Here is a 23,589-nt window from a genome sequence, read left to right as displayed (position 1 = left end):
AGTTGCATTTTTACAACGAAATTCGTAGTAAACCTTGATCTAACACATTAAATAAACTTTCATAAAAACCGACGCCACCTGCATGCCCGCCTCCTTAGATCGCGGCGTTATAGTAAGCATGAGAAGAATTATCTTTCTATCTATAGGGATCAAATGTTAATAATTGGCATTTTATGCTGACATTGGTTTTTTGGTAGCTAAACATATCGCCATCGTGGGGATTATATATCATTAAATACTTTATTAATGCTTAAGCTTGCGGAATATGGCCTCTCATACCATATTTATTACACTCTGAAGAATGTGGTGGATTAAGAGAAATAAAAAACTTAACCACGTACTTTAACCCGTAACATTCGGAACGAGCTTTTATTTTAATGAGGTACCACGCGCCTGCGCAATGCTGGCCCGCTCTGTGTATTTCATTTTATTTAGCATAGCAATTCACCGCTAATATCATTAGCCCGGGAAGTAAACTTTGTGAGCCTCACGTAACTGTTCGCCACCAGCGGCGATCTTGCTTGCGCGCAGCACACGCTATTCATTTAAATTCAAAAGGTTAACATGCATCAAATTACCGTTATTGTTTTTACAATAGCGTTATTTTTAGTGCATCTAAAAAACAAAAATCATGAACATCCACGTTACTGGAGGCTCAGGGATTAATACGCCCTATTAATCCATAGCAATAAATAGAATGACTAATGCAACCTGTTTTATTGATTTTTCCCGGTGGCAGTATTAAGGCCGCCATAATAAAAACCCATACAGGCAGCACCTTATGAGCGATGAACAACTTGCATCCGATGCGGCACTACAGCAATTTATCGATCTTTCCCGTTTATTAACCGGTTTCGACCGCTTTGAGTTACTCGGTACGGGTCAGGCAGCCTTTTATTTTGACTGGGTACAAACGCACGCGGCAGAACGTTTTGCCACGTTGTTGGCAACGTACGGCGATCTCCCGGCAGATGCTGCACAGCACTCTTACTTTGTAGAAACCCAACTGCTGGGTTCTGAAAAGTTGTCAACGTTGGTGAGTAGCATTATCAAACTGTGGTACCTAGGCCAGTGGTATTCGCCAGACAACCCGAATGATACCCAGATCCCCAGTGCTAACAGCTATCAACAGGGCTTGGTGTGGGATGCGATCCATGCCCATCCACAGGGTGCCAAACAACAAGGCTTTGGTGCCTGGTCTGAACCGCCAGTCACCACATCCACAGTGGTGAAACTATGAATATCATCACTCCTGAACAAGCAGAGACAACCGAGTACGACGTGGTGATCGTAGGGGGTGGGATCTCCGGCGCCATCGTTGCCAAAACCCTGACGCAGGCGGGAAAACGCTGCCTGATTGTCGAAGCCGGTACCGGATTGGGGACGGACTATCAAGGCTATCTGGACTACCTCAACACCTTTTATACCGCCACCATCAAAATCCCCAATGCGCCCTACCCAAGCAATCCTAATGCCCCGGAACCGCTGGAAACCGAAGTCAGCAAGACGCCAAGCGATAAAGGTTACTTTGTCCAGCGGGGGCCGCTGCCATTCAGTTCGACCTACACCCGTTATCTCGGTGGCACCACCCTGCACTGGCTCGGCACCTCGCTGCGCATGCTACCAGAGGATTTTCGCCTGAAGTCGCTGTATGGCGTGGGTATCGATTGGCCGATCGATTATCAAGAGCTGGAGCCGTGGTACCGTAAGGCGGAGCTGGAGCTTGGGGTTTCCGCCAATGTGGAAGAACAGTCCTACCTTGGTGTCACCTTCCCACCTGGCTATGTTTATCCAATGCACGGCCTGCCCGCGAGCTGGAGCGACAAGCAACTGGCCAGCCGTATCGATGGCATGCAGGTGGAAGATGACGGCAAGTCTTACACCCTGAAAGTGCGCGGAACGCCCGCCTCACGCAATAGCGTTCCCAATAGTGATTACGATCAGGGCCGGGGCTATACCCCAAAAGGTGCCGTGGGTAACGACAAAGTGGGCCACCGTTGCATGGGTAACTCCAGTTGCGTGCCTATCTGCCCTATTCAGGCCAAATATAATGCACTGAAAACGCTGAACACCGCCAACCACGAAATGCTCGATATCGTGTTGCAGAGCGTGGCGTTCCAATTGGATATCGACCCACACAGCAAGGCGATCAACAGCGTTCAGTTCAAACACTATCGATATCCTGGCGATGACTCCTACAGCCTGCATACGGTGAAGGGCAAACGCTATGTGCTCGCCGCCCACGCTGTCGCCAACGCGGTGCTATTACTGGCCTCCGGTGCCTGTAAAGGCAACGATCTGGTTGGCCGCCATCTGATGGATCACCCAGAGCTGTTGACATGGGGGCTTACCAAAAAAACGCCATTGTGGCCGCTACGTGGCCCATTAGCGACCTCCGGCATCGAGGATCTGCGCGGTGGCAGCTTCCGTAAACACCACGCACCGTATCGGTTCGAAATGGGCAACGACGGTTGGCTGTGGCCAGCTCAGGCGCCATCGAAAGATGTGATCACTCTGGTAGACGACGAGCAACTGCACGGTAAAGAGTTACGTCAAAGGCTCAAAGACCAGGTTTCACGTCAATTCCGCTTCGGCATCCTGGTGGAACAGCTGCCGGAGTACGATAACCGCGTCACCATCGATCCGAATTATCTAGACATAATGGGTAACTACCGCCCGGTCATTCACTACGATTTATCGCCCTATACCCGAGCCGGTTTCGCCAGCGCCTACGATATGTCGATGAAAATCTTCGACCAGGCCGATATCAAAAACTACTCGTCCTATTCAAAAGAGGATGCTGGAGCCTTCGTCTGCCCAGACGGCAGAACTCTCACCTTTAACGGTGCCGGGCACTTTGCCGGAACTCACTGCATGGGCGATTCACCAGAAAGCTCAGTGGTGAATAAGGACCAGCGCACCTGGGAGCATCCCAACCTCTATCTGGTGGGCTGCGGCAACATGATCAACATGGGTACCTCAAACCCGACGTTAACCATGTCGGCGCTCACCTGTTGGGCTGCACACAACATCCTGCAGGATCTGAACGGGGGGCATCATGCGGCAGATTGATTGGCAGCAAGCCACCGCCCAACCCTATGATGCGGTGATCGTAGGTTCAGGATTTGCCGGTTGTATCATGGCCAAGCAGTTGACCCGCGCTGGCCGCCGGGTGCTGATCGTCGAAGCCGGGACGGGCAACGACAGCTTTGGCCAGCACCTGGATCATGTGCAAACCTTTATGCAGGCCGTGGCAAAAACACCTAACGCACCCTATCCCGATTCCCCTAACGCACCACAGCCGGAAGTGACTGACGTTGAACCCATCACGCCCGGTAAGCCTTCGCACAAAGGGTATTTCGTGCAGATGGGGCCCTATCCCTTTGAAAGTAACTATACCCGCCGGCTGGGTGGCACTTCGCTGCACTGGTTTGGCAGCTGTCCACGGATGCTGCCGGAGGATTTTGCCATGGCCACGCTGTTTGGTCGTGGCGTGGACTGGCCGCTGAGCTATGAAGAGTTACTGCCGTATTATCAACGCGCTGAACTCGAAATTGGCGTTTCCGCCGATGTGCAGGATCAGCAATACCACGGCATCCATTTTGCGCAGGGCTATCAGTACCCGATGCAAAAGATCCCCCAGAGCTATCTGGATCGCTGGATGATCGCCGGATTGGCCCAGGCCGAATTACCCGGTACGGCAGACAAAGCCCAGATCCGCTCTATTCCGCAAGGCAGAAACAGCGTGCCCAATGCAGGTTATACCCCGCGTGGTGCGGTGGGAAATCCGGCCGTGGGTCGCCGCTGCATGGGCAACTCCAGCTGTATTCCGATCTGCCCGATCCAGGCTCGTTACAACGCGTTAAAAACCCTGGTGGAAACGGATGCTGATTTGCTGATCCAGGCGGTTGCCTCTCGTCTGCATATCTCGCCAGAAACGGGGAAAATCAGCGCGTTGGACTGCAAGGTGTGGAAAAACGACAGCAGCCATGACTTTGAGCCGATCACCTTACACAGCGAGCTGTTTATTCTGGCCGCCAACGCTATCGAAAATGCCGTGTTATTACAGGCATCACAGGCCTGTCAGTCCAGCGGAGAGCTGGGACGTAACCTGATGGATCACCCCGCCATCTTGTCTTGGGGATTAGCGCCGGAAACGATAGGCGCATTTCGTGGGCCGGGTTTGACGTCAACGCTGGTGAACTACCGGGGTGGCGAATTCCGCCGCGATCGCGCCGCCTTTGTGCTGGAGATCGGCAACTGGGGCTGGAGCTGGCCACGCAACGAACCGGTGGACAGCACGCTGGATATGGTGGATGACGAGCGATTGTATGGCAAGGCGTTACGCCAACAGCTTGGGCAGGTACTGCCCCGGCAAATCCGCCTGGACATGATGACCGAACAGCTGCCGGATGCCGCCAATCGCGTCACCATCGACGATCGCTGGCGTGATCCGCTCGGTAATTACCGGCCAGTGATCCACTACAACGTGGACGACTATAGCCAAGGCGGCATGGCGTTTGGCCGCGAAGTGGCCAGCAGCCTGTTCAGCCAACTGGGTATCAAGGATTTTACCCACTACCAGTCGGACAACCCCGGTTATTTCACCTGGCAAGGTAACGGTTACATCTGGGCGGGCGTTGGCCATATTGCAGGCACCCACCGGATGGGAACGCGGCCAGAGAATTCGGTAGTCAACCGGCACCAGCAAAGCTGGGATCACCCCAACCTTTACGTTATTGGCTGCGGCAGCATGCCAACGCTGGGCACCTCAAATCCCACGCTCACCATGACGGCCCTGACCTTCGCCACTGCCGACCATATACTCGGACGGAAACATTGATATGAACATGACCGCAAAAGCCAAGACCTTCCAGCTTGCTGAAACCTCGTTTGCCCAACTCGGCTATGTGCAGTTTGCCGACGAAAAAAGCCTGGCGCAGGATCTGACCGAACTGCGCAATCTGCTGCAAAACGCCATGCAGTTGGAGCATGCAACCATTCCCCCCTATCTGACGATGCTCTATACCCTGGATGACGACGTTGACTGGCGCATCATCGAAACCCTGCGTTCGGTGGTGGTGGAGGAAATGCTGCACTTCACCCTGACGGCCAACCTGCTCAACGCCATCGGCGGGACACCCGCAGTCGATTCGCCCGATTTCCTGCCCAGCTATCCAGCGCGGCTGCCTTACGATATTGATGATATTGAAGTGAATCTGTACGGCTTCTCCAAAAACGGCATCTTCCAGGGCATGGTGATCGAGCATCCGAAAGATGTCCGCCCGCGCGCCATCGCCAATGAAGTCCCCAGCGATATGACCATCGGTGAGTTTTATCTTTACATCGAATCGCGGCTGCGGGCAGCGGTGGAAACCCATGGAGAACGGGCGATTTTCTGCGGCGATCCGCAGCGCCAGATCCCGCCGGATGTTTTCTACTACGGCGGCGGGGGCAACGTACTGAAAGTGAGCGATCTGAAATCCGCGGTAGCCGCCATGAAACTGATCACCGATCAGGGCGAAGGTACAGAAAACGATATCTGGGTCGTGGATGAAGATGAGTTGGCCCACTATTTCCGTTTTAGCCAGATCTACAATGAACGGCTGTATCAAAAAGGCGATACCGTGGCCAGTGGCCCTACCGGCGACCCCTTCCCGGTGCCGTGGAACAAAAGCGTGCTGATCGACAGCAATGCCAAGGTCAGTGATTATCCACCCGGTGAAGTTCGTGACGCCATCATCCGGTTTAACCAGCGTTATTGTCAGTTACTCGGCGATCTGCAAACTGCATTTACTGGTGCCCCAGACAAGTTGATGGCCGCCGTGGTGGCGATGTGTGCGCTGCGGGATGATTTCCGCGCCATAACCGCCAACCCGTTCCCCGGCAAGGAGTTATTTCACTGCGCCCCCACGTTTGAGTACACCGTGGCTAACCACCAGCCGCTGGGTAAACAGGTGTTGATGGCTGCTCCGGCCACCGCAGCCGTAACCTTAACCGACAGTGCTGATGCCAGTGCAGATGCCACTGCCAGCAATGAGGCTACCCTGGATCAACTACAGCAAGCCTATTCCACCGGTAACCTGCAGTTGGCTCTCTCCTGCATGAGTGACGAGGTGATCTGGGATATCTCCGGCCCCAGCGAATGCCCCTATCTGGGCGTGTTTTACGGCCACGAGGGGTTTACCCGTTTTTGGACGCTGCTTGGTGCAACGGTGAATTTTGGCAGCGCGGGCGTCGAGAAATCCTTCTTCAGCGGCGATCAGGCCATGTCCTACGGAGGAGAACAAGGCACGACCAAATGCGGCCGCGTGCCCTATCGCTACGACTGGGCGATCCGTTATCAATTCAATGAACAGCATCAAATCACCCTGATGCGTCAGTACTTCAACCCACTGAACATTCTTTCGGCGCTGAAGGCCGCGCCTTATCCGGTACCGGCGGCTTGCCCACACTCGGCCAAACCTCAATCCCAACAACAGTAGGAACCACGCACATGTCTAATCAGCAAAATGATTTACCCAGCATCCCGTCGCCGTTCACCATGCCGTTCTACTACGCCTCACTGACCAACGTTGGCGTGTATTATCTGGTGCCATTGAGCCGTGTGGAACCTTATTTGCAGGGAACCGGGCTTAGCCCGGCGCGGTTTGGCGACAAGGCGATGGTGAGCTTTAACTTCCAATTGTATGCCGGACAGTTTGCCTCTGGCCTCAATACCCCGCCGGAGCAATGGGGCAGCAGCGGTGCGGCGATCACCCAGGAGCTGGAGCTCAACATTGTCGCCTATCCTGAGCACCGTAAAGACCAATTGGCCCCGATTGGCTATCAGGAGTTTATCCAGGACGGCGATCAAACCAAGCTGTACGGCAATCATCGCGTCTGGGTGCCTTGCGATGCCCCCATCGCCATCGCCGCCGGTGAGCAGCTGTTTGGCGAGCCTAAATTCCAGACCACTTTCAAGGTCAATTTGGCCTCGCAAAATCCGGTGCGGACCAACTCTGCGGTCTATCAACCCGAGTGGGTAGAAACCTGGGGCTTCCGGGTGGACGACCCCAAGGATGCCAACACCGCAATCTTCACCTGCATCGTCAACACCTTGGGCATCAAGTCGATCCCGGGCAACATCTCGCCGATTACCGAATATGGCGTTCACGACAACAAACTGATCGGTTGCCGCTGGAACATCCTGCAGGCGATGGATACCTATTTCCTCAACGGCGGCCACGGTGAGGCAGTAAAACTGGTGCTGGGGACCAGCAGCCACCCCATGCGTAAAGATCTGGAGCAGTTGATCGGTGGTTGCGCTCCCGTGGCGGTACAAACCCTCAACTCAGCCCCGGCGGCCATTCAAAGCCGCGCCTATTACCCATAGCCGTTTGCCCCGCCGCCGGTTCGGGGCGGGGATGATTTTTCGCATGTCACGTTCCGGGAGCCAACTATGAGTGAAGTCGACAATATCTACTTTTCCCGCTTTGCCCAGATCAAGGGGCAGTCTTTTGACTATATCGTGATTGGTGGCGGTGCCTATGGCACCAGCTTTACCCACCGGGTGCTGCAACATAATCCCCAGGCCCGCATTCTGGTGCTGGAGAAAGGCGATTACCTGATCCCCGACCATATTCAGAACATTCCACCGGCCTACATCAAACTCAACACCAGCGTGGGTATCCGGCCATGGACCTACCATGGCTCTGCCGATATGAAATTCAGCCTCAACTTTATGCCGCAGATCCCTTATGTCGGCGGCCGCGCGCTGTTTTGGAACGCCTGGACACCGCAACCCGATAGCAGCGAAATGCCGGACTGGCCACCGCAGGCGATCGAGCGTCTGGATAATCAGTGGTATCCCACCGGCGAATTTATGGGGAGGCGCTACTCCCTGGACATCCCCGGCAATCGCAACCAGTCACTGAATCGCTTTATGGGTGAGCGCCTGTTCTCGCAGTTGGCCAATATCAGCGGAGCCAAGCCGCAGCCAAGCCCGAGCGCTTTGGACTCGGCCATGGCAACTGGCCAGGGAGTGGCACCAGAGGATTGGGCCAAGTTCTCGCCCATTTCAGTACTGGTGAATGATGTGCAGGCTTACGCCTCACTCAAGGTTGTGGTCAATGCCGAAGTGGAAAAACTGATTGCAGAAAGTGACATTGTCACCGAAATCATCACTAAAGAAGGGTCACTAAGCGTCGGCAACGCCAAAGTGATTTTGGCCTGCAACACGCTGGAAGCCGGGTTTATCCTCACCAAGTCTTTCCCTGACGATAAACTGGTGGGGAAAAACCTGTGTGGTCATATCCGTTCCTGGCTGGCCGCCCGTATCCCCGCCAGCAGCCTGCCGGCATTGACCAACCAGTTGCAAACCGTGGCCTATTACCTGCCCGGCATCGATAAAACCACCAACCGCCTGATGCACACCCACATCAGCGTGGTCCATAACCCGCAACCCGCAGAAAGCTACGACGTGCTGTATCGCATTCTGCCAGATGCTTCTTCACCAGAAGCCGTTGCCACCTATCAGGATCCTGACTACGTGGTGATCATGCTGCATTCGATGGGGGAATTCCTCGGGGAACGCTCGGCAAACTCGTGGAATTACGTCACGACCAACCCGCTGGGCGAGGCCGAGGTGTATATCCAGATGAAGGAAACCGACCGTCAGTTCTGGGATGCAATGGATAAAACCACCTATGACGTGATGTACGCTCTTGCCGGAGATGCCCCTCTGGAGTACCAGCACAATAATCCGGACGGCAGCTTCACCTGGGAACCTTCACCGCCAGACAATATTCGCAATCAGGGATTGGTGCACGAAGCTGGCACCTTATGGATGGGGGATGATCCGGCCACCTCGGTCACCGCCCTCAACGGTCAGATGCACCGTTACCCGAACGTATATGGGCTGGGCAGCATGTTGTTCCCCCGCCCAGGCTCATGGAACCCAACGCTGACCGGCGTAGCCCAGTCTTTCGCCCTGGCCGATGAACTCAGTGGCCCACATCAGGATCAAAATCAATGAAGCGACGTAAACTGAAAATTGATGTGCAGAAAGTCCCCAAATCCTACCGCGCCTATCTGGAACTATTGGCCAGCAAGGGAGAGGTGGTGGCGATACCTGACGAGGTGGATTGGTATCTGGAGATCGGTGCCATTCTGCGCCACGCCTGCGAAACGGAAAGCCCGATGCCGCTGTTTAGCAAGGTGAAGGGCGCACCCGGTTTTCGGGCAGCAGAAATGGGCCCGACGGTCAGCCGCGTGCCGGGTAAACGCTGGCAGCGTCTGGCGCTGATGCTCGGTTTGCCGGACGATGCCCAGTTGCTGGAGATCCAGGATGCCTTTCTGGATGCCATCGGTCAGGAGCCACATCCGCCAGTGATGGTCGATCCGGCTACTGCCCCGTGCAAGCAAAACAAATGGGTGGGCGATCAGGTGGATATGACCAAAATCCCGGCCCCTATCCTGCACGACGGCGACGGTGGCCGCTATTTCCAGACAGCCGGAGCCATCATGGTGCGTACTCCACCGGGTGAACCTGTCCCGGAGGACGCATACACGGTAGATAAGGACGCCTGGACCAATTGGTCCTTCAGCCGGGCGATGATCGCCGGTTCACGGCCGCAGAATAACCCAACGCCAAAACCGCCTCACGCCAGTTCGGTCGGTGTAGCACACGGCAATGGCCCGCATTATTCGAAGAACAATATTGTCGGCCTGTGGCTGCCTTTCCAGCATAACGGCATGATCTACAATATGTGGACGGCCCAGGGGAAAGACTGTCCGTTTGTGATTGCCCTTGGGGTACCCCCGGCGGTCACCATGCTGCTTTCTGCGGCTCCGCCTGCCTGGCATGATGAATACAACTATGCTTCGGCGTTCCTTGGCCACGGCATCGAGATGGTGAAAGCGGAAACCTGCGATGTGCTGGTACCTGCCGAATGTGAAATCATCATCGAAGGCTATGTCAGCGCGGATAAATCCGTGGCTGAAGGCCCGTTTGGCGAGTTCCCCGGCTACCTTTCCAACCAGTCCAGCCTGAAACCACTGGCGAAAATCACCTGTGTCACCTTCCGCGATGAGGCTATCTTGCCGATCTGCATTCCGGGTGTTCCGATCGACTCTACGCTGATGCTCGGCTGCTTCTGTTTATCCGCCACCGCCAGAGTGTATTTTGAAAAGTCCGGTCTGCCGATCATCGACTGTTTCAGCCCGCTGGAGGCCTCTTCCCACTGGCTGGTGATCCGGGTACGTGACGACTGGCATAAAATCACCGGCATGACGGTCAAAGCCTTTATCGACAAGATTGCCGAGGTGTTCTGGACCAACCATATTGGTAAAACCACCGCCAAGCTGATCATCGTAGGCGAAGATATTCCTCCTGATGACAGCAACAAAGTGACCTGGGCATTGGCCACACGCAATAACCCGGTGCAAGGCGTGTTTCACTATCCGCAATATGACTCCGACGGTACCGGGTTACAGATTTACCTGGATGTAGCCACCAAACTACGCGGGCGCGGCGGCTTGGTGGCCTACAGTTGCCTGCAGATCCAGCAGCAGGTTAACCAGCCGTTGGAGCAGGTATTGAGCTTTGCCACCAATTATCCGCTGCCGCTGCAGGAGAAAATCAAAAGCAAATGGTCTGAATGGGGATTTGATCGCTAAAAAACCGTCCCCGCACCGTTTCGACGGTGCGGGAACAACCCGATTACCTGCCCTTGTTATCACTCTCACCGTTGCTGAAAAACGCATCAATATTGAGATCGTGATTAACCACCTCACCATTGAGCGATCGCACCAGCAACTCACTACCTAACAGTTGCAGTGAGAGTACGGCATCGGGTTTGACGCGTTTGATCTTGTTCATATTCTGGCTTTCGTTGACCAACGTGATGGTTTTGGTGTCTGCCGCACCCACCTCTTTGGCTGCCAATATGATAAAAGCGTTAACCGCATCGCTTTCGGTCAAGGCAACAATGTATTTCGCCTTTTCTGCCCCGGCTAATGCCAGCGTCGCAACGGCGGAAGGATCGCCTTCAACCACATCCGCATGGTCAGGGTAATGTTGCTTATTGCCTGGCTCGCAAACAATGGTCACGTTACCGCCGCTTTCAATCAATCCCTGATAGACATTTTGTGCCAATGAAGAGGTACCAACAATAATATAGTGATTTTTGCGAACCATGTGAGAGAACCGCCCTTTGATAATACGTTGAAGATTTTGACTGATTAGCACGCCAGCAACCGAGGCCAGAGAAGCGGCAAAAACCGTAATGCCAAAGATAATCACCGTGAGAGTGAACATTCGCGCAGCAGTGGTATGCGGAATGATATCGCCAAAGCCGACAGTAGACATGCAGACCACAGCAAAATAAAACGCCGTAGGTAAGTCGGTGACCGCGGGGGTGAATTGATCGCCAATGTACAGCGTTCCTAACATGCTGTAGACAATCAATGAGGCTATGCTGGTGACGGCAAAAAAACTGGTACTCGCCAGCTTACGTTGGTCGAAACGGCGCCAGTAGATGATCATTCCCAATAGGGTAACCAGTGAATACCCTGCCAACACTGTGATTTGCTTATAGATAGCGATATCAACGATGACGATGCAGCTGAGCAGCAGTAACGAGAAAAACCAGGCAATACGCGTCCTTAACAGCAACATACCCGCCATAAAGAACAGCACGGTGCCAATCATAAAGCGGGGAATATCCATCGCATCAAGAAAGCCCAGCGCCTGTTGCCAGGAACTGAAATTTTCCACAAAATCTTGAGAATGTTGCAGCCCATGCCACAGGATCGGGCTGAGTACCAAGTACCCATTATGCGCAACCATCAACGCCAGGATAAACGTGGGTGGTACGTATTTTTCTATTACTCTCACGATTTTCATAACTTTCATCATTTCAACACCATGACTTGGCCGATGGCCTATTTATAGTGGACGATCCGTCCGTTGTTGGGTAACAGGCACAAGAACAGCTCCAACCAGGGTTGCTCAAACAGCGTGGTTGACCGTTTCTGCTCAAACGCCCCGGCATGCCGTTGATAGATACCGATGATGTTATCGGCCATTGAGTTACTCATCAGGATGAATGTTCTTCTTCATCAACCAGACTTTTTGCCCGTTGCTTCATAAACACCACCTCTTTCGGGCTGGACAGGTTGACGTTATGAGCACGCAGGAGCTTCAAAATATTGAACAGCAGATCGCTCTTGGTAGAGCCGACCATGCGTGGGCTGGCAACGTAACCTGTCACGCTGAGGATAATCCCGTCTGGGCCGAGCTGGCTGAAACGAACGTACGGGGCAGGCGTTTCCAGAATGGATTCGTGTTCATGGTAGGCACTCAACAACACGTTGCGTACCTGCTCGGGATCGATATCGGTGGGGAAAGTCAGCGCGACGGTGACCACCCCTTGAGCATTCCCCATGGTGGCGTTACGCACGTTCTGCGAGATTAGCTGAGAGTTAGGCACTATCATGGTCGAGCGATCGCTCAGTTGGATCTCGGTGGCGCGTACATTGATGCGCCGTACATCCCCTTCAACCCCGCCGATACCGATCATATCCCCGACCTTAACCGGGCGCTCAGTTAACAGGATCAGGCCAGAGATAAAGTTCTTCACGATTTCCTGCAGGCCAAAACCGATACCTACCGATAGCGCACTCACGATCCAGGCCAGGTTATTCCACTGGATACCCAACGTCGCCAGCGTGATCAGGATCAGCAGCACATAGCCGACGTTGCTGAACAAGGTAACCAGCGAGGCGCGGATACCGATATCACTGATGGTTTTTGGCAGCAGCTCATGGCTTAACCAACGTTGCGTGACCCGCAGAACATAGATACCGATCGCCAGGCAAACCACCGCATTGAGCAGGTTGCTTGGCACGATATTCAGCCGCTTCAGGCCTTCGCCGCTCAGGATGGCAACAATCTTTTGCAACAAGGAGTTGGGCGTGGTGGTGCCAAAAGAGCCATTGATCAGGGCAACAATCATCAACAATATCAAAGAACATTTGGACAACGCCGTGAAGATGACGGTCAGTTGCTCAAGATGACGATCTTTAAAATGGAGCGATTTTTTCAGTGCCCGCCCGCTGGCAGTTTGGGGGGAAAAGATGGCCGTACAGAAATCGGTAGCAAAGATCACCAGGAAATAGAACGCCATCAGTACCAGTGCCCCCCAAATCAACTGATAGGTCAGGAAGCGAGCGAAAGCCACATAGCCAATCAACAGTGATAACAGGATCACGGTTGCCGATACCACAATAACGATATGGACTATCCCGGCAATCACCGAGCGTTTTTCCAGATGCATCCCCTGCTGCTCTAGCTTATAGCGGATACGGCGTGCCCGAACCGGTATTGCGAACAAGATTAATGCCATCAATGCGGTAGCCAGACCATTACCTAGCACCGTGCTGCCAAGACTGGCACCAATCACGTTATTAACCAGTTCCACGGTGCCAAAAGCCATGGCCAATCCGGCCAATAACGGCGACAGGAAACGCATGCCGCTCGCAATGGCGTCATCCATCTGCGCCAGACGCCATGATGGGCGGCTCAGCGAAAGATACGCCCTGCCTAATCCCGCGATCAGCGCGCAGAAAATCCCCAACTGCATAAAACCATCAGCGAAATCCTGAACCTGAGACGTTAGCGGCTGAACACGAGCAAACGCAGAAATCAGCAGATTTAGCGCCAGCGTGGTGGCAAACAGCGTGATCAGCACGGTCATTAATGCCATAAAACTGCGGCGCAAGCGGCCGTCGGGTAAATAGCGGATACACACCCAGGCAAAAAACTGCTCCACGAAATAACGCCCGAGAGACCAGCAAGCCGCAGCCAGGATCAGTAAAGCTATCGTCCCGTAGCGCCATTCGTCTTGCCAACTGGCTTCCAGGGTTTGCTCCAGTTGCTGCTTAAAGTCATTAAGACGAGCTAAATCCTCAACCTGTGAAGAAGACTCTGGTAACCAGAATTGCGAACTAAGAATACTGCCGGTATTCAACGCCAACTGGGATTTGAAGGCCACGCGGCGCAGATCGGTAATTTGTTGCCCTAAGTCGAGCGCCCCCGTTCTGATGGCTTGCGAGCGTTTTACGGCATCGTCCAACTGTTTTTTGGCATTATTGAGCGTATTGCGTTGTTGCACCACACTGGCGGTTTCGGTCATTACTCCAGGTTCAGGCTGCGGGCCAAGCACGTCCAACTGTGCCTGTAACTTCACCTGCATGGGTTGCAGATCGGTAGTCAGCTTTTCTGCGTCCGTGGCCAAGACCTGCGTGGCGTCAAACAGCTTGTTCAACTGACCATCAGAGCCCGCCTTTGAGACCTGCTGTTTAATCGTATCCAGCTGTTTTTGATAACTTTTCAGTGAGGCCGCTATTTCCTGCGGGCTGAGTTCAACCGCAGCCGCATTCTGCTGCGCTGCATTGGCTAACGGGGCCAGCGGTAAGCCGAACAACAAAAAGGTGAACAGGAAAATCTGTAATGACTTGATCATAACGGTGAATGCTCAGCATGGGGTTGGCGATAAACGCAACAGGCGAAATGATGAATATCACTGCGCCTGATCAACAATAAGCGATGAGTATAATAACAAGCTATTCAGTGAAAAAGCGCATTAATCCTAGAAGGTTAGTAGAAATTTTAGCTAACGCCTCACTTGCTCTTATTTACCCCCCTATAGCGCCCTCTCCATAACCGTTCACAGCTCAAAAAGAAACCGCCAGACGGTCGTTTTATGAACATAAAAATCATTACATGATCGTATTTCGATAATTTATTATTGTTTTACGATAACCAATGAATTAAAGTCACTGCGATTTCCATTCAACGACTTGAGGTTTTTATGACATTAGATCGCCTTACCCGCTTCAGCCAACGTATGGCCACCATCACATTGTGCTTGTTACTCGCCATGGTGCTGTTTAATGCTTCCTATTGGTTATTCCCAAGCCTCGCTGCTAATGATGGCTACGGATTTCATGTTTCCATCTCAAACGATTTAATCAGCGCCTTGGGTGTTGATTTATACCTCTTCCCCTGGTGGCAAATTGCCGGTGGCATTATCTTTTCGAGCGTGCCGCTGCTGGCACTGGCACTCGGGTTGTATCATTTACGCAAGCTGTTCCAAACCTATGCTCAACGTGCCTATTTTTCAGGTACAGCGGCGCACCATTTGGGGAAAATGGGTCAATATGTCGCCCTTTGGACGATTTTGGAGTTATTGTGCCAGCCCGTTCTCAGCTATTGGATAACCATGCATGAGCCTGTTGGCCAACGGATGGTGACATTAGGGATCGATACAGGGAATATTGTTGCCCTGTTTCTCGCGGCCTGTATTGCCGTCATTGCACAAATCCTGAAACAGGCCAGCAAGTTGCATTATGAAAATCAACAGTTCGTATGAGGTTAACCCATTATGTCGATCATCGTCCGGCTAGACGTGTTGTTAGCCACACGCAAAGTCAAATCCAAAGACCTGGCCGCCGCAGCCGGCATCACCGAACAAAACCTCTCGCTGTTAAAGCAAGGCAAGGTGAAAGGGATACGTTTTGCTACGCTGGATGCTATCTGCCGCTATCTTGATTGCCAGCCTGGGGACGTGCTGGAACATATTCAGGACCCAGAAATCTACGCAGAAGATGAGTGATCGGCCCAAAACGTAACCCAACCCATTGTTTCACCGAGTGGGCGCAGCATGCAGCGCCCCTACCTACTGAGCCGGTGGAGATCTGTTAGTCGTCTCAAACTAACAGGTAGGCCAGTAGCAGAAACCACCAATCCCCTTTATAATCCATTCACCTATCAACCTATAATTATGAAAAGGAGGTCCCCAATGCTGTCTTGTGAATTGTTTATACTTTCACATCACCTTGGTGATCGTCGCTGCTCAAGCATTACCGGTATCGTGCTCCGATAACCTAAGCTTGAGCGAAGTTTACTCACATCAAAGTTCTTCCCTCCGGCTTACCGGGTTATCGTCGGCAATTTTTTGACGATAGGCATCTGCATGCCTGTAACCTTGAGTAAGCACCATGACGACTTTACTTTCTGCACAATCTGTTGGTATTGATACCGCTTTCGGCCCGCTGCTGGCTGAGGTTTCCTTTAGCCTGAAAAAGGGCGACCGCATCGGTTTAATTGGCCATAACGGCTGTGGCAAAAGCACCCTGCTTAAAATTCTCAGTGGCGATCTGCCTGCCAGCGCGGGTACTGTCACCCCATCACACCATTGCCTGATGGCTCGGGTTGAACAACACCTGCCCGAAGCCTTGTATCACTGCACTCTGTTGGAGGCAGTGCTCACAGGCCTGGCTGATGGGCAACACCAGCCTGAACGTTGGCAAGGAGAAGTGTTACTCGCTGAACTGGGATTCGACCGAGCAGCATGGGATCTGAGGGCCGGCACCCTGAGCGGTGGCCAGCATACCCGCTTGTTATTAGCCCGGGCGCTGATCCGCCAACCTGATTTGCTGCTACTGGATGAACCCAGCAACCATCTGGATCTGCCGACGCTGCTGTGGCTGGAGCAATTCCTCAATGGCTGGAACGGTAGCTTCGTGCTGGTTTCCCACGACGGCCGGTTACTGGACAGCGTAACCAACTGTACTTGGATCCTGCGTGACAAAACGCTGCAGTATTTCCGTTTGCCTTGTTCGCAGGCGCGCATCGCCCTCCAAGAACAGGACTTGGCTGATGAGCACCGCCATCAGGCTGAACAAAAGGAAATTGATCGCGTAGAGAAAAGTGCCAAGCGCCTGGCTGTCTGGGGCCAGGTGTATGACAACGAAGATCTCTCGCGTAAAGCCAAGCAGATGGAAAAACAGGTGGTTCGATTAAAAGACCAGCAAACCACCTTGAGCGCAGGCAACCAGTGGCGGCTCCGGCTCAGTGGTGAAGCACTGCCTGCCGATCGACTGCTGGCGTTGGAGCAATTAGCCATTCGCCCTGCTCCCACCGCGCCGGTGCTGTTCAGTCTGGATCATCTCCAGGTAAAAAGTGGCGACCGCATCGCGTTAGTAGGCCGTAATGGCTGTGGTAAGTCTTCATTGCTGCACTTCCTTTGGCAGCAATACCAGCAAGCAAGCTGCCAAGGGTCGATTTTTCACCCTCGCGTGCGTATAGGTTATTACGACCAGAGTCTGCAACAGCTTAACGATGAGGACTCGTTAAGCGATGCTCTGTGCCACTTCGCGTCCCTGACCGAAGATCAACGGAAGATGGCGCTGATCGGTGCCGGTTTCCCTTACCTGCGCCATCAACAGAAAGTGTCTACGCTGAGCGGTGGCGAGCGTTCGCGGTTACTGTTTGTTGCGCTTACTCTGGCCAACTACTCACTGTTGCTGCTCGACGAACCGACCAACCATCTGGATATGGAAGGTAAAGAAGAGCTGGCCGCAACGTTGCAACAGTTTGCGGGAGCCGTGCTGCTGGTCACCCACGATCGGACGCTGATGGAGCAAAGCTGTAATCGCTACTGGCTGATAGACGATCGCCAACTGAGAGAATGGCACGATCTTTCATCCATCTATACCACCCTGGGTGGTGTCGGTAATGCTGAGCTGGTGATATCCCCTGAACACGAGCTGGTCGCTGAACCTGCGATATCGACCAATGAAGATCACCTGCTGGCGACTCTGGTTACTCTGGAACACAAACTTGAGGAGGATTTAACGCGTAAACCCAAACATCAAAAGCCGCAGTTGCAGCAGCAATGGCGGCGCGAGATCGCGGAGATTAATGGCAAACTTGGGTTGATTTAACCCAACTATGCGCGCGACTAGCGTATGAACCAAATTGAGTTCGGTCATCTGCTGGTCGCGCCATCCATGAGTCTTTTATCCAGACTCATGGAGTGTTAACAAATCACGATGGGGTTGATCATCAACGACATCTTGATGGAAAAATTCAGATAAATCGTAAGGCCTCCCCTCCACCTGCTTTTAACTAGGAATAAACTCAGAAAGCTCACTGTTATCCAAGAATAATCCCACTTAATATATTAGGATTATTCTTGCTTTTGTTGTTGTGCATTATTTATTGCAATAAAGCAGGTTGGAAAAATATTTTTTATCGACAAACCCATGTAAATTATTAATCGATTTCAGTATTCAGCCCTCTAAGATCGCGATGCTCGATCACAATGGAAAACACCAACCAATTGATTTTAAATAAATTTTTATTTTATTTATTATGTCATCCTGAGCATGTATTTATTCATCACCTAAGCGTGTCTAATTAAAAAAACAGATCGATAAAATATCGTATATAACAGCAAAGTTTCATTCACGTATTTAAAACTTTATGTTACGCTCTATCCTATAACAGTACCAACCTAATAATAGATATCCAGATACCCTTCACCTAGGAAGCCACACTTCATGGAGAACTGTACATTGACCAGTGTCAGAGAGTTTATATATAGAAAGCATGACGGCGATATTAAGACATTCGCACAATTGCACAGAACCAGTGTCTACAAAGTTAATGAGTGGATCCGCCGGGATGCGCACATCATTAACGGGAAAATCTGTATCCCTACCAGACATTCAGCCTGATCCTTTACTTCATCAGGGGGCAGAATAACCTTAGTAAAAATCGCAGTCCTGCCCCTACTGACATAACTTAGTATTTCCCTCCCAGAATGTAGTTTTAGAACGCTACTGAGTCGTGTTTCTGTCAGCCTCGTGGAGGCACATATCATTACCCAAAGAGCCCACGCTCAACGGCAGGTTTTATCCCGTCGTGGCTTTTTTGGACTCAACAGATAATCTATTACTGCATCATCCACACAGCTGTCTACGCCCGTCAACGCCAGCGTATGGCCATCCCCTTCGCGGGTAATCAGCGGGCTTTTAAAACTCGAAGCCATTTCTCGGGCATTACGATATGGCGTAACCGGGTCATAGCGCTGGGTAACGAACAACAACGGCGGGAGAGCGGTAGAAAGTACTGGAGCATGCGGTTCCAGATGGCCAGGATATGGCCAGAAATCACAGGTCTCGAGTGGATACTCATGCAGCGGTAAGTAATTGGGAAACGAGGCTGCTGTATTGATTTGTTGGCGCTGCCGGCGTAATAGTTGCTGGTCGGCATCAGGCTTCGCCATATCTGCACAGGTGATCACCATTCGCGCATCATCAGCGTCTGGGGTATAGCTTTCGTCGATAAGATCGGTCACTGCATCATCGGCTTTGCCCTCATCAATTTTACGCAAGGCGGTGGCCAGTTCTGGCCAACGTTCCCGCCAGGGCAACAGGTTACGCGTCAGTGTGATCACGTCATCGGCAGAGATTTCATAACCCGACGAAGTAACGAAAGGAGCATCGTGCAATTTGCGCAGCATCCTGTGGTACCGCTGGATCGCCCAGTTAGGTTCGCTGGTTAAAGGACATGAGCCATTTTTCTCACAGTCGTCGGCAAAACGCAGGAAGCTTTGCTGATAACCCCGCTCCTGATTGATGCGTTGGTTAAAGTCATCTTCTTTCAGGTTCACTACGCCATCGAGCACCAACGCGCGGGTTTTCTTGGGGAAGCGCTCGGCATACAACTCCGCGACCTTGGTACCGTAAGAATACGCCACGGCGGTCAACGCGGGTTCACCCAACGCCCGGCGAACGGTATCAAGATCGTTAACAGCTTCGTGGGTGCCCATATGTTGCACCACGTCGGCTCCAGTCTGCTTGATGCAGGCCGCCACCCTATCCCGTGCCTGTTGCTCTGCACCAGGAATATCGTTTTCATCGGGTGACGGTGTTTCCTCACTGGCTGTTGGTTGGCAAGAAATTTTGGGTGTCGATTTCCCCACGCCGCGCGGATCATAGCCAATGATGTCGTAAGATTTTTGCAACCGCCAGGCGGGACCCTGCTCGGCAATTTTTGGATTGAGCCCTGGCGAGCCAGGTCCATCCGCGATGATCACCACACTGCCTTTTCTTGGGCCTACCGCAGGTAACCTCGTGAGAGCCAGCCGAACGGTTTGTGCTGCATTCTGGTCACTCAGTGGCGCGTCGACATAGCCACATTGTAACCCGGCCGGAGGCGGGCCATCGCTGAACCAGTGCTGAAAGGCGATGCTGTTGCAGGGTTGCCATTGAATGGTACCTGGTGCAGTGCCGGTTGGTTTGACCAAAGGCTTGGCATAGGCTGGCAGTTGGAGCACCACGGCCAGCAAAAACAGAACACGAAACGCAGACATGACGAGTCCTTTCAGCAAACGGTTATTCTGGATTTTAACGTCGATACATTAAACCGCCTGCCAACAGATCATGGAAGGAGTATCGAGGGAACCTTATACCAAGCGGCAAGAAAGGGTCATTGAAAAAGAACGCATTTGAAGGAGGATAAAACCGGAACCGACGCGGGTAGCGGCGGCTCCGAGGTTTCGAGAAGGCCAGACCATTTTTACCGACAGTAATGGCGTAGCACTGCCCCCTCAAAACCCTTTAGGGCATTTCTATCAGAAACGATAGCCAGCACCAACGGTCCAGGTACCGACTTTAAAATCACCCAGTTTTGAATACTCGTAATGAGCATCAAGAGCAATATTAGGGGTGACGTTAAACTGTAAGCCAGCACCGTAAGCAACGCTGGTCTTGCTTTCGTCGGTGTTAGAAGAGTAACCCCGCATAGAGATATTGGATGTCGCCTTGCCGTGGCCAAAACCGATTAAGCCGTAGGCGCTGATATAGTCATTAAAGCGATAAGCTGGGCCTGCAGTCAGTGAGTAATATTTTAAATCACCATCGCCCACTTTGTTACTGCCATAATAGAAATCATACGACTGCGTGGTGTAGGTGAATGAAGTGATAAAACCTAAATTGTTATCAATTTCATAGCGATACTTTAGGTTAAAACCCTTTGGGTTCTCATTCAGGTTGTTGCCATCAACCTTCACGTGACTCTGAGCGTAACCTAAAGAAATGGTGCTTTCACCTGCAGCCTGAACGCCGAAAGACAACGCCATTGCGCCAGCCAGAAGTACTGATAAATATGTTTTTTGCATGTTAATCTCTTAATCCATGAGTCAATAAAATTCGCTCTGCAATAAAATAATGTGCTATTTGAGCGAATTCGGAATTTAACCATGAAGTTTGTGGGATGTCTCGATCTACTTCACATAAATATCAATTCCTCTACAGAAAAATTGATAGCAACAAGCAAGTCAGATTGTTTTTTAGGCATCCTGAACGTTATTTATATGGCTTGCTGGAAATTTCTTGTGTGACCGTTCAGTTTGCCCCCTTTCACACCCTGGCAAGTGCCATCCGCAGAACAACCTTGTGACCTGTAGTATTTGATTTTTAAACGACCTATCACAGTCATAGGTTAATAAAGTCAATACCATCAGCTACGATTACTCTGAGGCCGTAGAACATGGTTGATCATGGCCTGGCTGATAACCCATTGAGGGATATCATTTTACGTAAACAGTTAAAGCCGTACGCCACAAGGCTAAGAAAGGTTGATTATGGCACGCACTACCCCCATCGAACGCTACCGCAATATCGGCATCTCGGCGCACATTGATGCCGGCAAAACCACGACGACCGAGCGGATTCTGTTTTACACCGGGGTCAGTCACAAGCTGGGCGAAGTCCACGACGGCGCCGCTACCATGGACTGGATGGCGCAGGAACAGGAGCGCGGGATCACCATTACTTCCGCCGCCACTACCTGCTTCTGGAACGGCATGGAGCATAATTATCCTCAGCACCGGATCAATATCATCGATACCCCCGGGCACGTCGATTTCACCATTGAGGTGGAACGTTCGATGCGCGTGCTGGACGGTGCCGTGATGGTGTATGACTCGGTCGGCGGCGTGCAACCGCAATCTGAAACCGTGTGGCGTCAGGCTAATAAGTACAAGGTGCCACGGTTGGCCTTCGTCAACAAAATGGACCGCACGGGCGCGGACTTTTTCCGCGTGCGCAATATGATGATCGAGCGCCTGAAGGCCAATCCGGTGCCGGTCGTGATCCCCATCGGTGCAGAAGACCATTTTGCTGGCGTCGTGGATTTGATCCGCATGCAGGCCATCTTTTGGGATGAAGCGACTCAGGGTATGACCTACCGCTTCGAGGCGATCCCAGCAGAGATGCTCGAGCAGGCCCAAGAGTGGCGCGACAAGATGATTGAAGCTGCGGCGGAAGGCTCCGAAGCGCTGATGGACAAATACCTCAATCAGGTCGAATTAACCAATGAGGAAATCGTTCAGGGGTTGCGCGCCCGCACCGTTGCCGGTGAGATCCAGCCAATGCTGTGCGGTTCGGCATTCCGCAACAAGGGGATCCAGCGCATGCTGGACGCGGTGATCGAACTTATGCCCTCTCCGCTGGATGTACCGCCGATGGAAGGCCATGACGAACGCGATAACATTATCACCCGTAAGGCCGATGATAATGAAAAATTCTCGGCGCTGGCATTCAAGCTGATGACCGACCCGTTCGTTGGCCAGTTGACCTTCGTGCGCGTCTATTCCGGCATCGTGGCCAAAGGCGATAGCGTCTATAACCCGGTAAAAGGCAAAAAAGAGCGTATTGGCCGTATCGTGCAAATGCACGCCAACGATCGTAAAGAAGTTGATGAGCTGCACGCTGGGGATATTGCCGCCTGTGTGGGCCTGAAGGATGTGACCACCGGCGATACGCTATGCGACCCCAATGCCATTATCACGTTGGAACGCATGGTGTTTCCAGAGCCGGTTATCGCGCAGGCCATCGAGCCAAAAACCAAGGCCGACCAGGAGAAAATGGGGATTGCACTGCAACGCCTGACTTCGGAAGATCCTTCGCTTCGCGTACGCACCGATGAAGACTCCGGCCAGACCATTATCTATGGCATGGGTGAATTGCACCTTGAGATCATAGTCGACCGGATGCGGCGCGAGTTTGGCGTTGAAACCAACACCGGCAAACCGCAGGTCTCTTACCGCGAAACCATCCGCCAGAAAGTGACCGACGTAGAAGGCAAATTTGTGCGTCAGTCCGGCGGTAAAGGCCAATATGGCCACGTGGTATTGACGGTGGAACCCAATGAGCCCGGTAAAGGCTTTGAGTTCTTTGATGAGATCAAAGGCGGCGTGATCCCCGGTGAATATATTCCGGCGGTAAAAAAAGGCCTTCTGGAGGCGCTGAATAATGGCGTGCTGGCGGGTTATCAGATGGTCGATGTCAAAGTACATCTGACCTTTGGTTCCTACCACGATGTGGACTCCTCCGAGCAGGCATTCCGTATGGCGGCTATCTTTGGGTTTAAGGAGGCCTGTCGCCTGGCTAGCCCGGTGATCCTCGAGCCGATCATGGCGGTAGAAGTGGAAACGCCGGAGGATTACGCGGGTAACGTGATGGGCGATCTGTCGTCACGACGCGGAATGGTGCAAGGGATGGAGGATATCCCCGGTGGCGGAGGCAAAGAGATCCATGCCAAGGTGCCGCTGTCTGAGATGTTCGGTTATTCCACCACCCTGCGCTCCATGTCGCAAGGCCGTGCCACCTACACCATGGAGTTCAGCCACTACGCAGAAGCTCCACGCAATGTGGCCGAAGAGATTATCCACCACAGCAAACGTTAAATGA

At 52.5% G+C, this 23,589-nt stretch carries 16 protein-coding genes; 11 read left to right on the top strand and 5 right to left on the bottom strand.

What is annotated here, in order from left to right:
• The first annotated feature begins 781 nt into the window (after nucleotides 1–781).
• The 7 genes from KGP21_RS14360 to KGP21_RS14330 all read left to right on the top strand — a co-directional run bounded on the left by KGP21_RS14360 (nucleotide 782) and on the right by KGP21_RS14330 (nucleotide 10,659).
• Nucleotides 782–1,240, top strand: a complete 459-nt coding sequence (locus KGP21_RS14360; protein WP_209523013.1) for a hypothetical protein — start codon at nucleotides 782–784, stop codon at nucleotides 1,238–1,240.
• Entirely contained in the window at nucleotides 1,237–3,072 is a 1,836-nt protein-coding gene (locus KGP21_RS14355) for a GMC family oxidoreductase (RefSeq protein ID WP_094981732.1), read from the top strand. Before KGP21_RS14360 ends, KGP21_RS14355 begins: the two co-directional genes overlap by 4 nt.
• The gene (locus KGP21_RS14350; RefSeq protein ID WP_223538473.1) at nucleotides 3,059–4,843 is read left to right on the top strand and encodes a GMC family oxidoreductase; all 1,785 of its coding nucleotides are present in this window, start codon (nucleotides 3,059–3,061) and stop codon (nucleotides 4,841–4,843) included. Before KGP21_RS14355 ends, KGP21_RS14350 begins: the two co-directional genes overlap by 14 nt.
• Before the next feature lies 1 nt (nucleotide 4,844).
• Entirely contained in the window at nucleotides 4,845–6,485 is a 1,641-nt protein-coding gene (locus KGP21_RS14345) for a ferritin-like protein (RefSeq protein WP_021806363.1), read from the top strand.
• 11 nt (nucleotides 6,486–6,496) lie between these two features.
• Nucleotides 6,497–7,375: a hypothetical protein gene (locus KGP21_RS14340; RefSeq protein ID WP_059200788.1), complete on the top strand. Its 879-nt coding sequence runs from the start codon at nucleotides 6,497–6,499 to the stop codon at nucleotides 7,373–7,375.
• A 66-nt stretch (nucleotides 7,376–7,441) separates the two neighbouring features.
• Entirely contained in the window at nucleotides 7,442–9,016 is a 1,575-nt protein-coding gene (locus KGP21_RS14335) for a GMC oxidoreductase (RefSeq protein WP_223538472.1), read from the top strand.
• A complete protein-coding gene (locus KGP21_RS14330) occupies nucleotides 9,013–10,659 on the top strand; it encodes a UbiD family decarboxylase (RefSeq protein ID WP_021806360.1) in 1,647 nt (548 codons plus the stop codon). Before KGP21_RS14335 ends, KGP21_RS14330 begins: the two co-directional genes overlap by 4 nt.
• Before the next feature lie 43 nt (nucleotides 10,660–10,702).
• On the opposite strand, the gene kch is transcribed toward KGP21_RS14330, so the two are convergent.
• The 3 genes from kch to KGP21_RS14315 are packed head-to-tail and all read right to left on the bottom strand — an operon-like array spanning nucleotide 10,703 to nucleotide 14,507.
• Entirely contained in the window at nucleotides 10,703–11,887 is a 1,185-nt protein-coding gene (gene kch, locus KGP21_RS14325) for a voltage-gated potassium channel protein (protein ID WP_179247612.1), read from the bottom strand.
• 38 nt (nucleotides 11,888–11,925) lie between these two features.
• Nucleotides 11,926–12,069 (bottom strand): hypothetical protein, encoded by a 144-nt coding sequence (locus tag KGP21_RS14320; RefSeq protein WP_223538471.1) that lies wholly within the window; start codon nucleotides 12,067–12,069, stop codon nucleotides 11,926–11,928.
• An 11-nt stretch (nucleotides 12,070–12,080) separates the two neighbouring features.
• Nucleotides 12,081–14,507 carry a DUF3772 domain-containing protein gene (locus KGP21_RS14315; protein WP_223538470.1) on the bottom strand — a complete coding sequence of 809 codons (2,427 nt, stop codon included), beginning with the start codon at nucleotides 14,505–14,507 and terminating at the stop codon, nucleotides 12,081–12,083.
• A 348-nt stretch (nucleotides 14,508–14,855) separates the two neighbouring features.
• On the opposite strand from KGP21_RS14315, the gene KGP21_RS14310 reads away from it, so the two are divergent.
• The 3 genes from KGP21_RS14310 to KGP21_RS14300 all read left to right on the top strand — a co-directional run bounded on the left by KGP21_RS14310 (nucleotide 14,856) and on the right by KGP21_RS14300 (nucleotide 17,772).
• Nucleotides 14,856–15,416 (top strand): DUF2975 domain-containing protein, encoded by a 561-nt coding sequence (locus KGP21_RS14310; protein WP_223538469.1) that lies wholly within the window; start codon nucleotides 14,856–14,858, stop codon nucleotides 15,414–15,416.
• Nucleotides 15,417–15,428: 12 nt separating this feature from the next.
• Entirely contained in the window at nucleotides 15,429–15,659 is a 231-nt protein-coding gene (locus KGP21_RS14305; protein ID WP_021804454.1) for a helix-turn-helix transcriptional regulator, read from the top strand.
• Between the two features lie 385 nt (nucleotides 15,660–16,044).
• Nucleotides 16,045–17,772, top strand: coding sequence for an ABC-F family ATP-binding cassette domain-containing protein (locus tag KGP21_RS14300; RefSeq protein WP_223538468.1), 1,728 nt, complete (start codon nucleotides 16,045–16,047; stop codon nucleotides 17,770–17,772).
• A gap of 959 nt (nucleotides 17,773–18,731) precedes the next feature.
• Here KGP21_RS14300 and KGP21_RS14295 read toward each other — a convergent pair.
• The gene (locus KGP21_RS14295; RefSeq protein WP_021804457.1) at nucleotides 18,732–20,207 is read right to left on the bottom strand and encodes an alpha/beta hydrolase; all 1,476 of its coding nucleotides are present in this window, start codon (nucleotides 20,205–20,207) and stop codon (nucleotides 18,732–18,734) included.
• Between the two features lie 261 nt (nucleotides 20,208–20,468).
• Nucleotides 20,469–21,014 carry an Ail/Lom family outer membrane beta-barrel protein gene (locus KGP21_RS14290; protein ID WP_115158493.1) on the bottom strand — a complete coding sequence of 182 codons (546 nt, stop codon included), beginning with the start codon at nucleotides 21,012–21,014 and terminating at the stop codon, nucleotides 20,469–20,471.
• A 465-nt stretch (nucleotides 21,015–21,479) separates the two neighbouring features.
• On the opposite strand from KGP21_RS14290, the gene fusA reads away from it, so the two are divergent.
• Nucleotides 21,480–23,585, top strand: coding sequence for an elongation factor G (gene fusA / locus KGP21_RS14285; RefSeq protein WP_021804459.1), 2,106 nt, complete (start codon nucleotides 21,480–21,482; stop codon nucleotides 23,583–23,585).
• Nucleotides 23,586–23,589 lie beyond the last annotated feature (4 nt).

The sequence above is a fragment of the Serratia sp. JSRIV004 genome (assembly GCF_019968705.1).
Classification (GTDB): Bacteria; Pseudomonadota; Gammaproteobacteria; order Enterobacterales; family Enterobacteriaceae; genus Chania; species Chania fonticola_B.
This window is presented reverse-complemented; position numbering and strand designations above follow the sequence as displayed.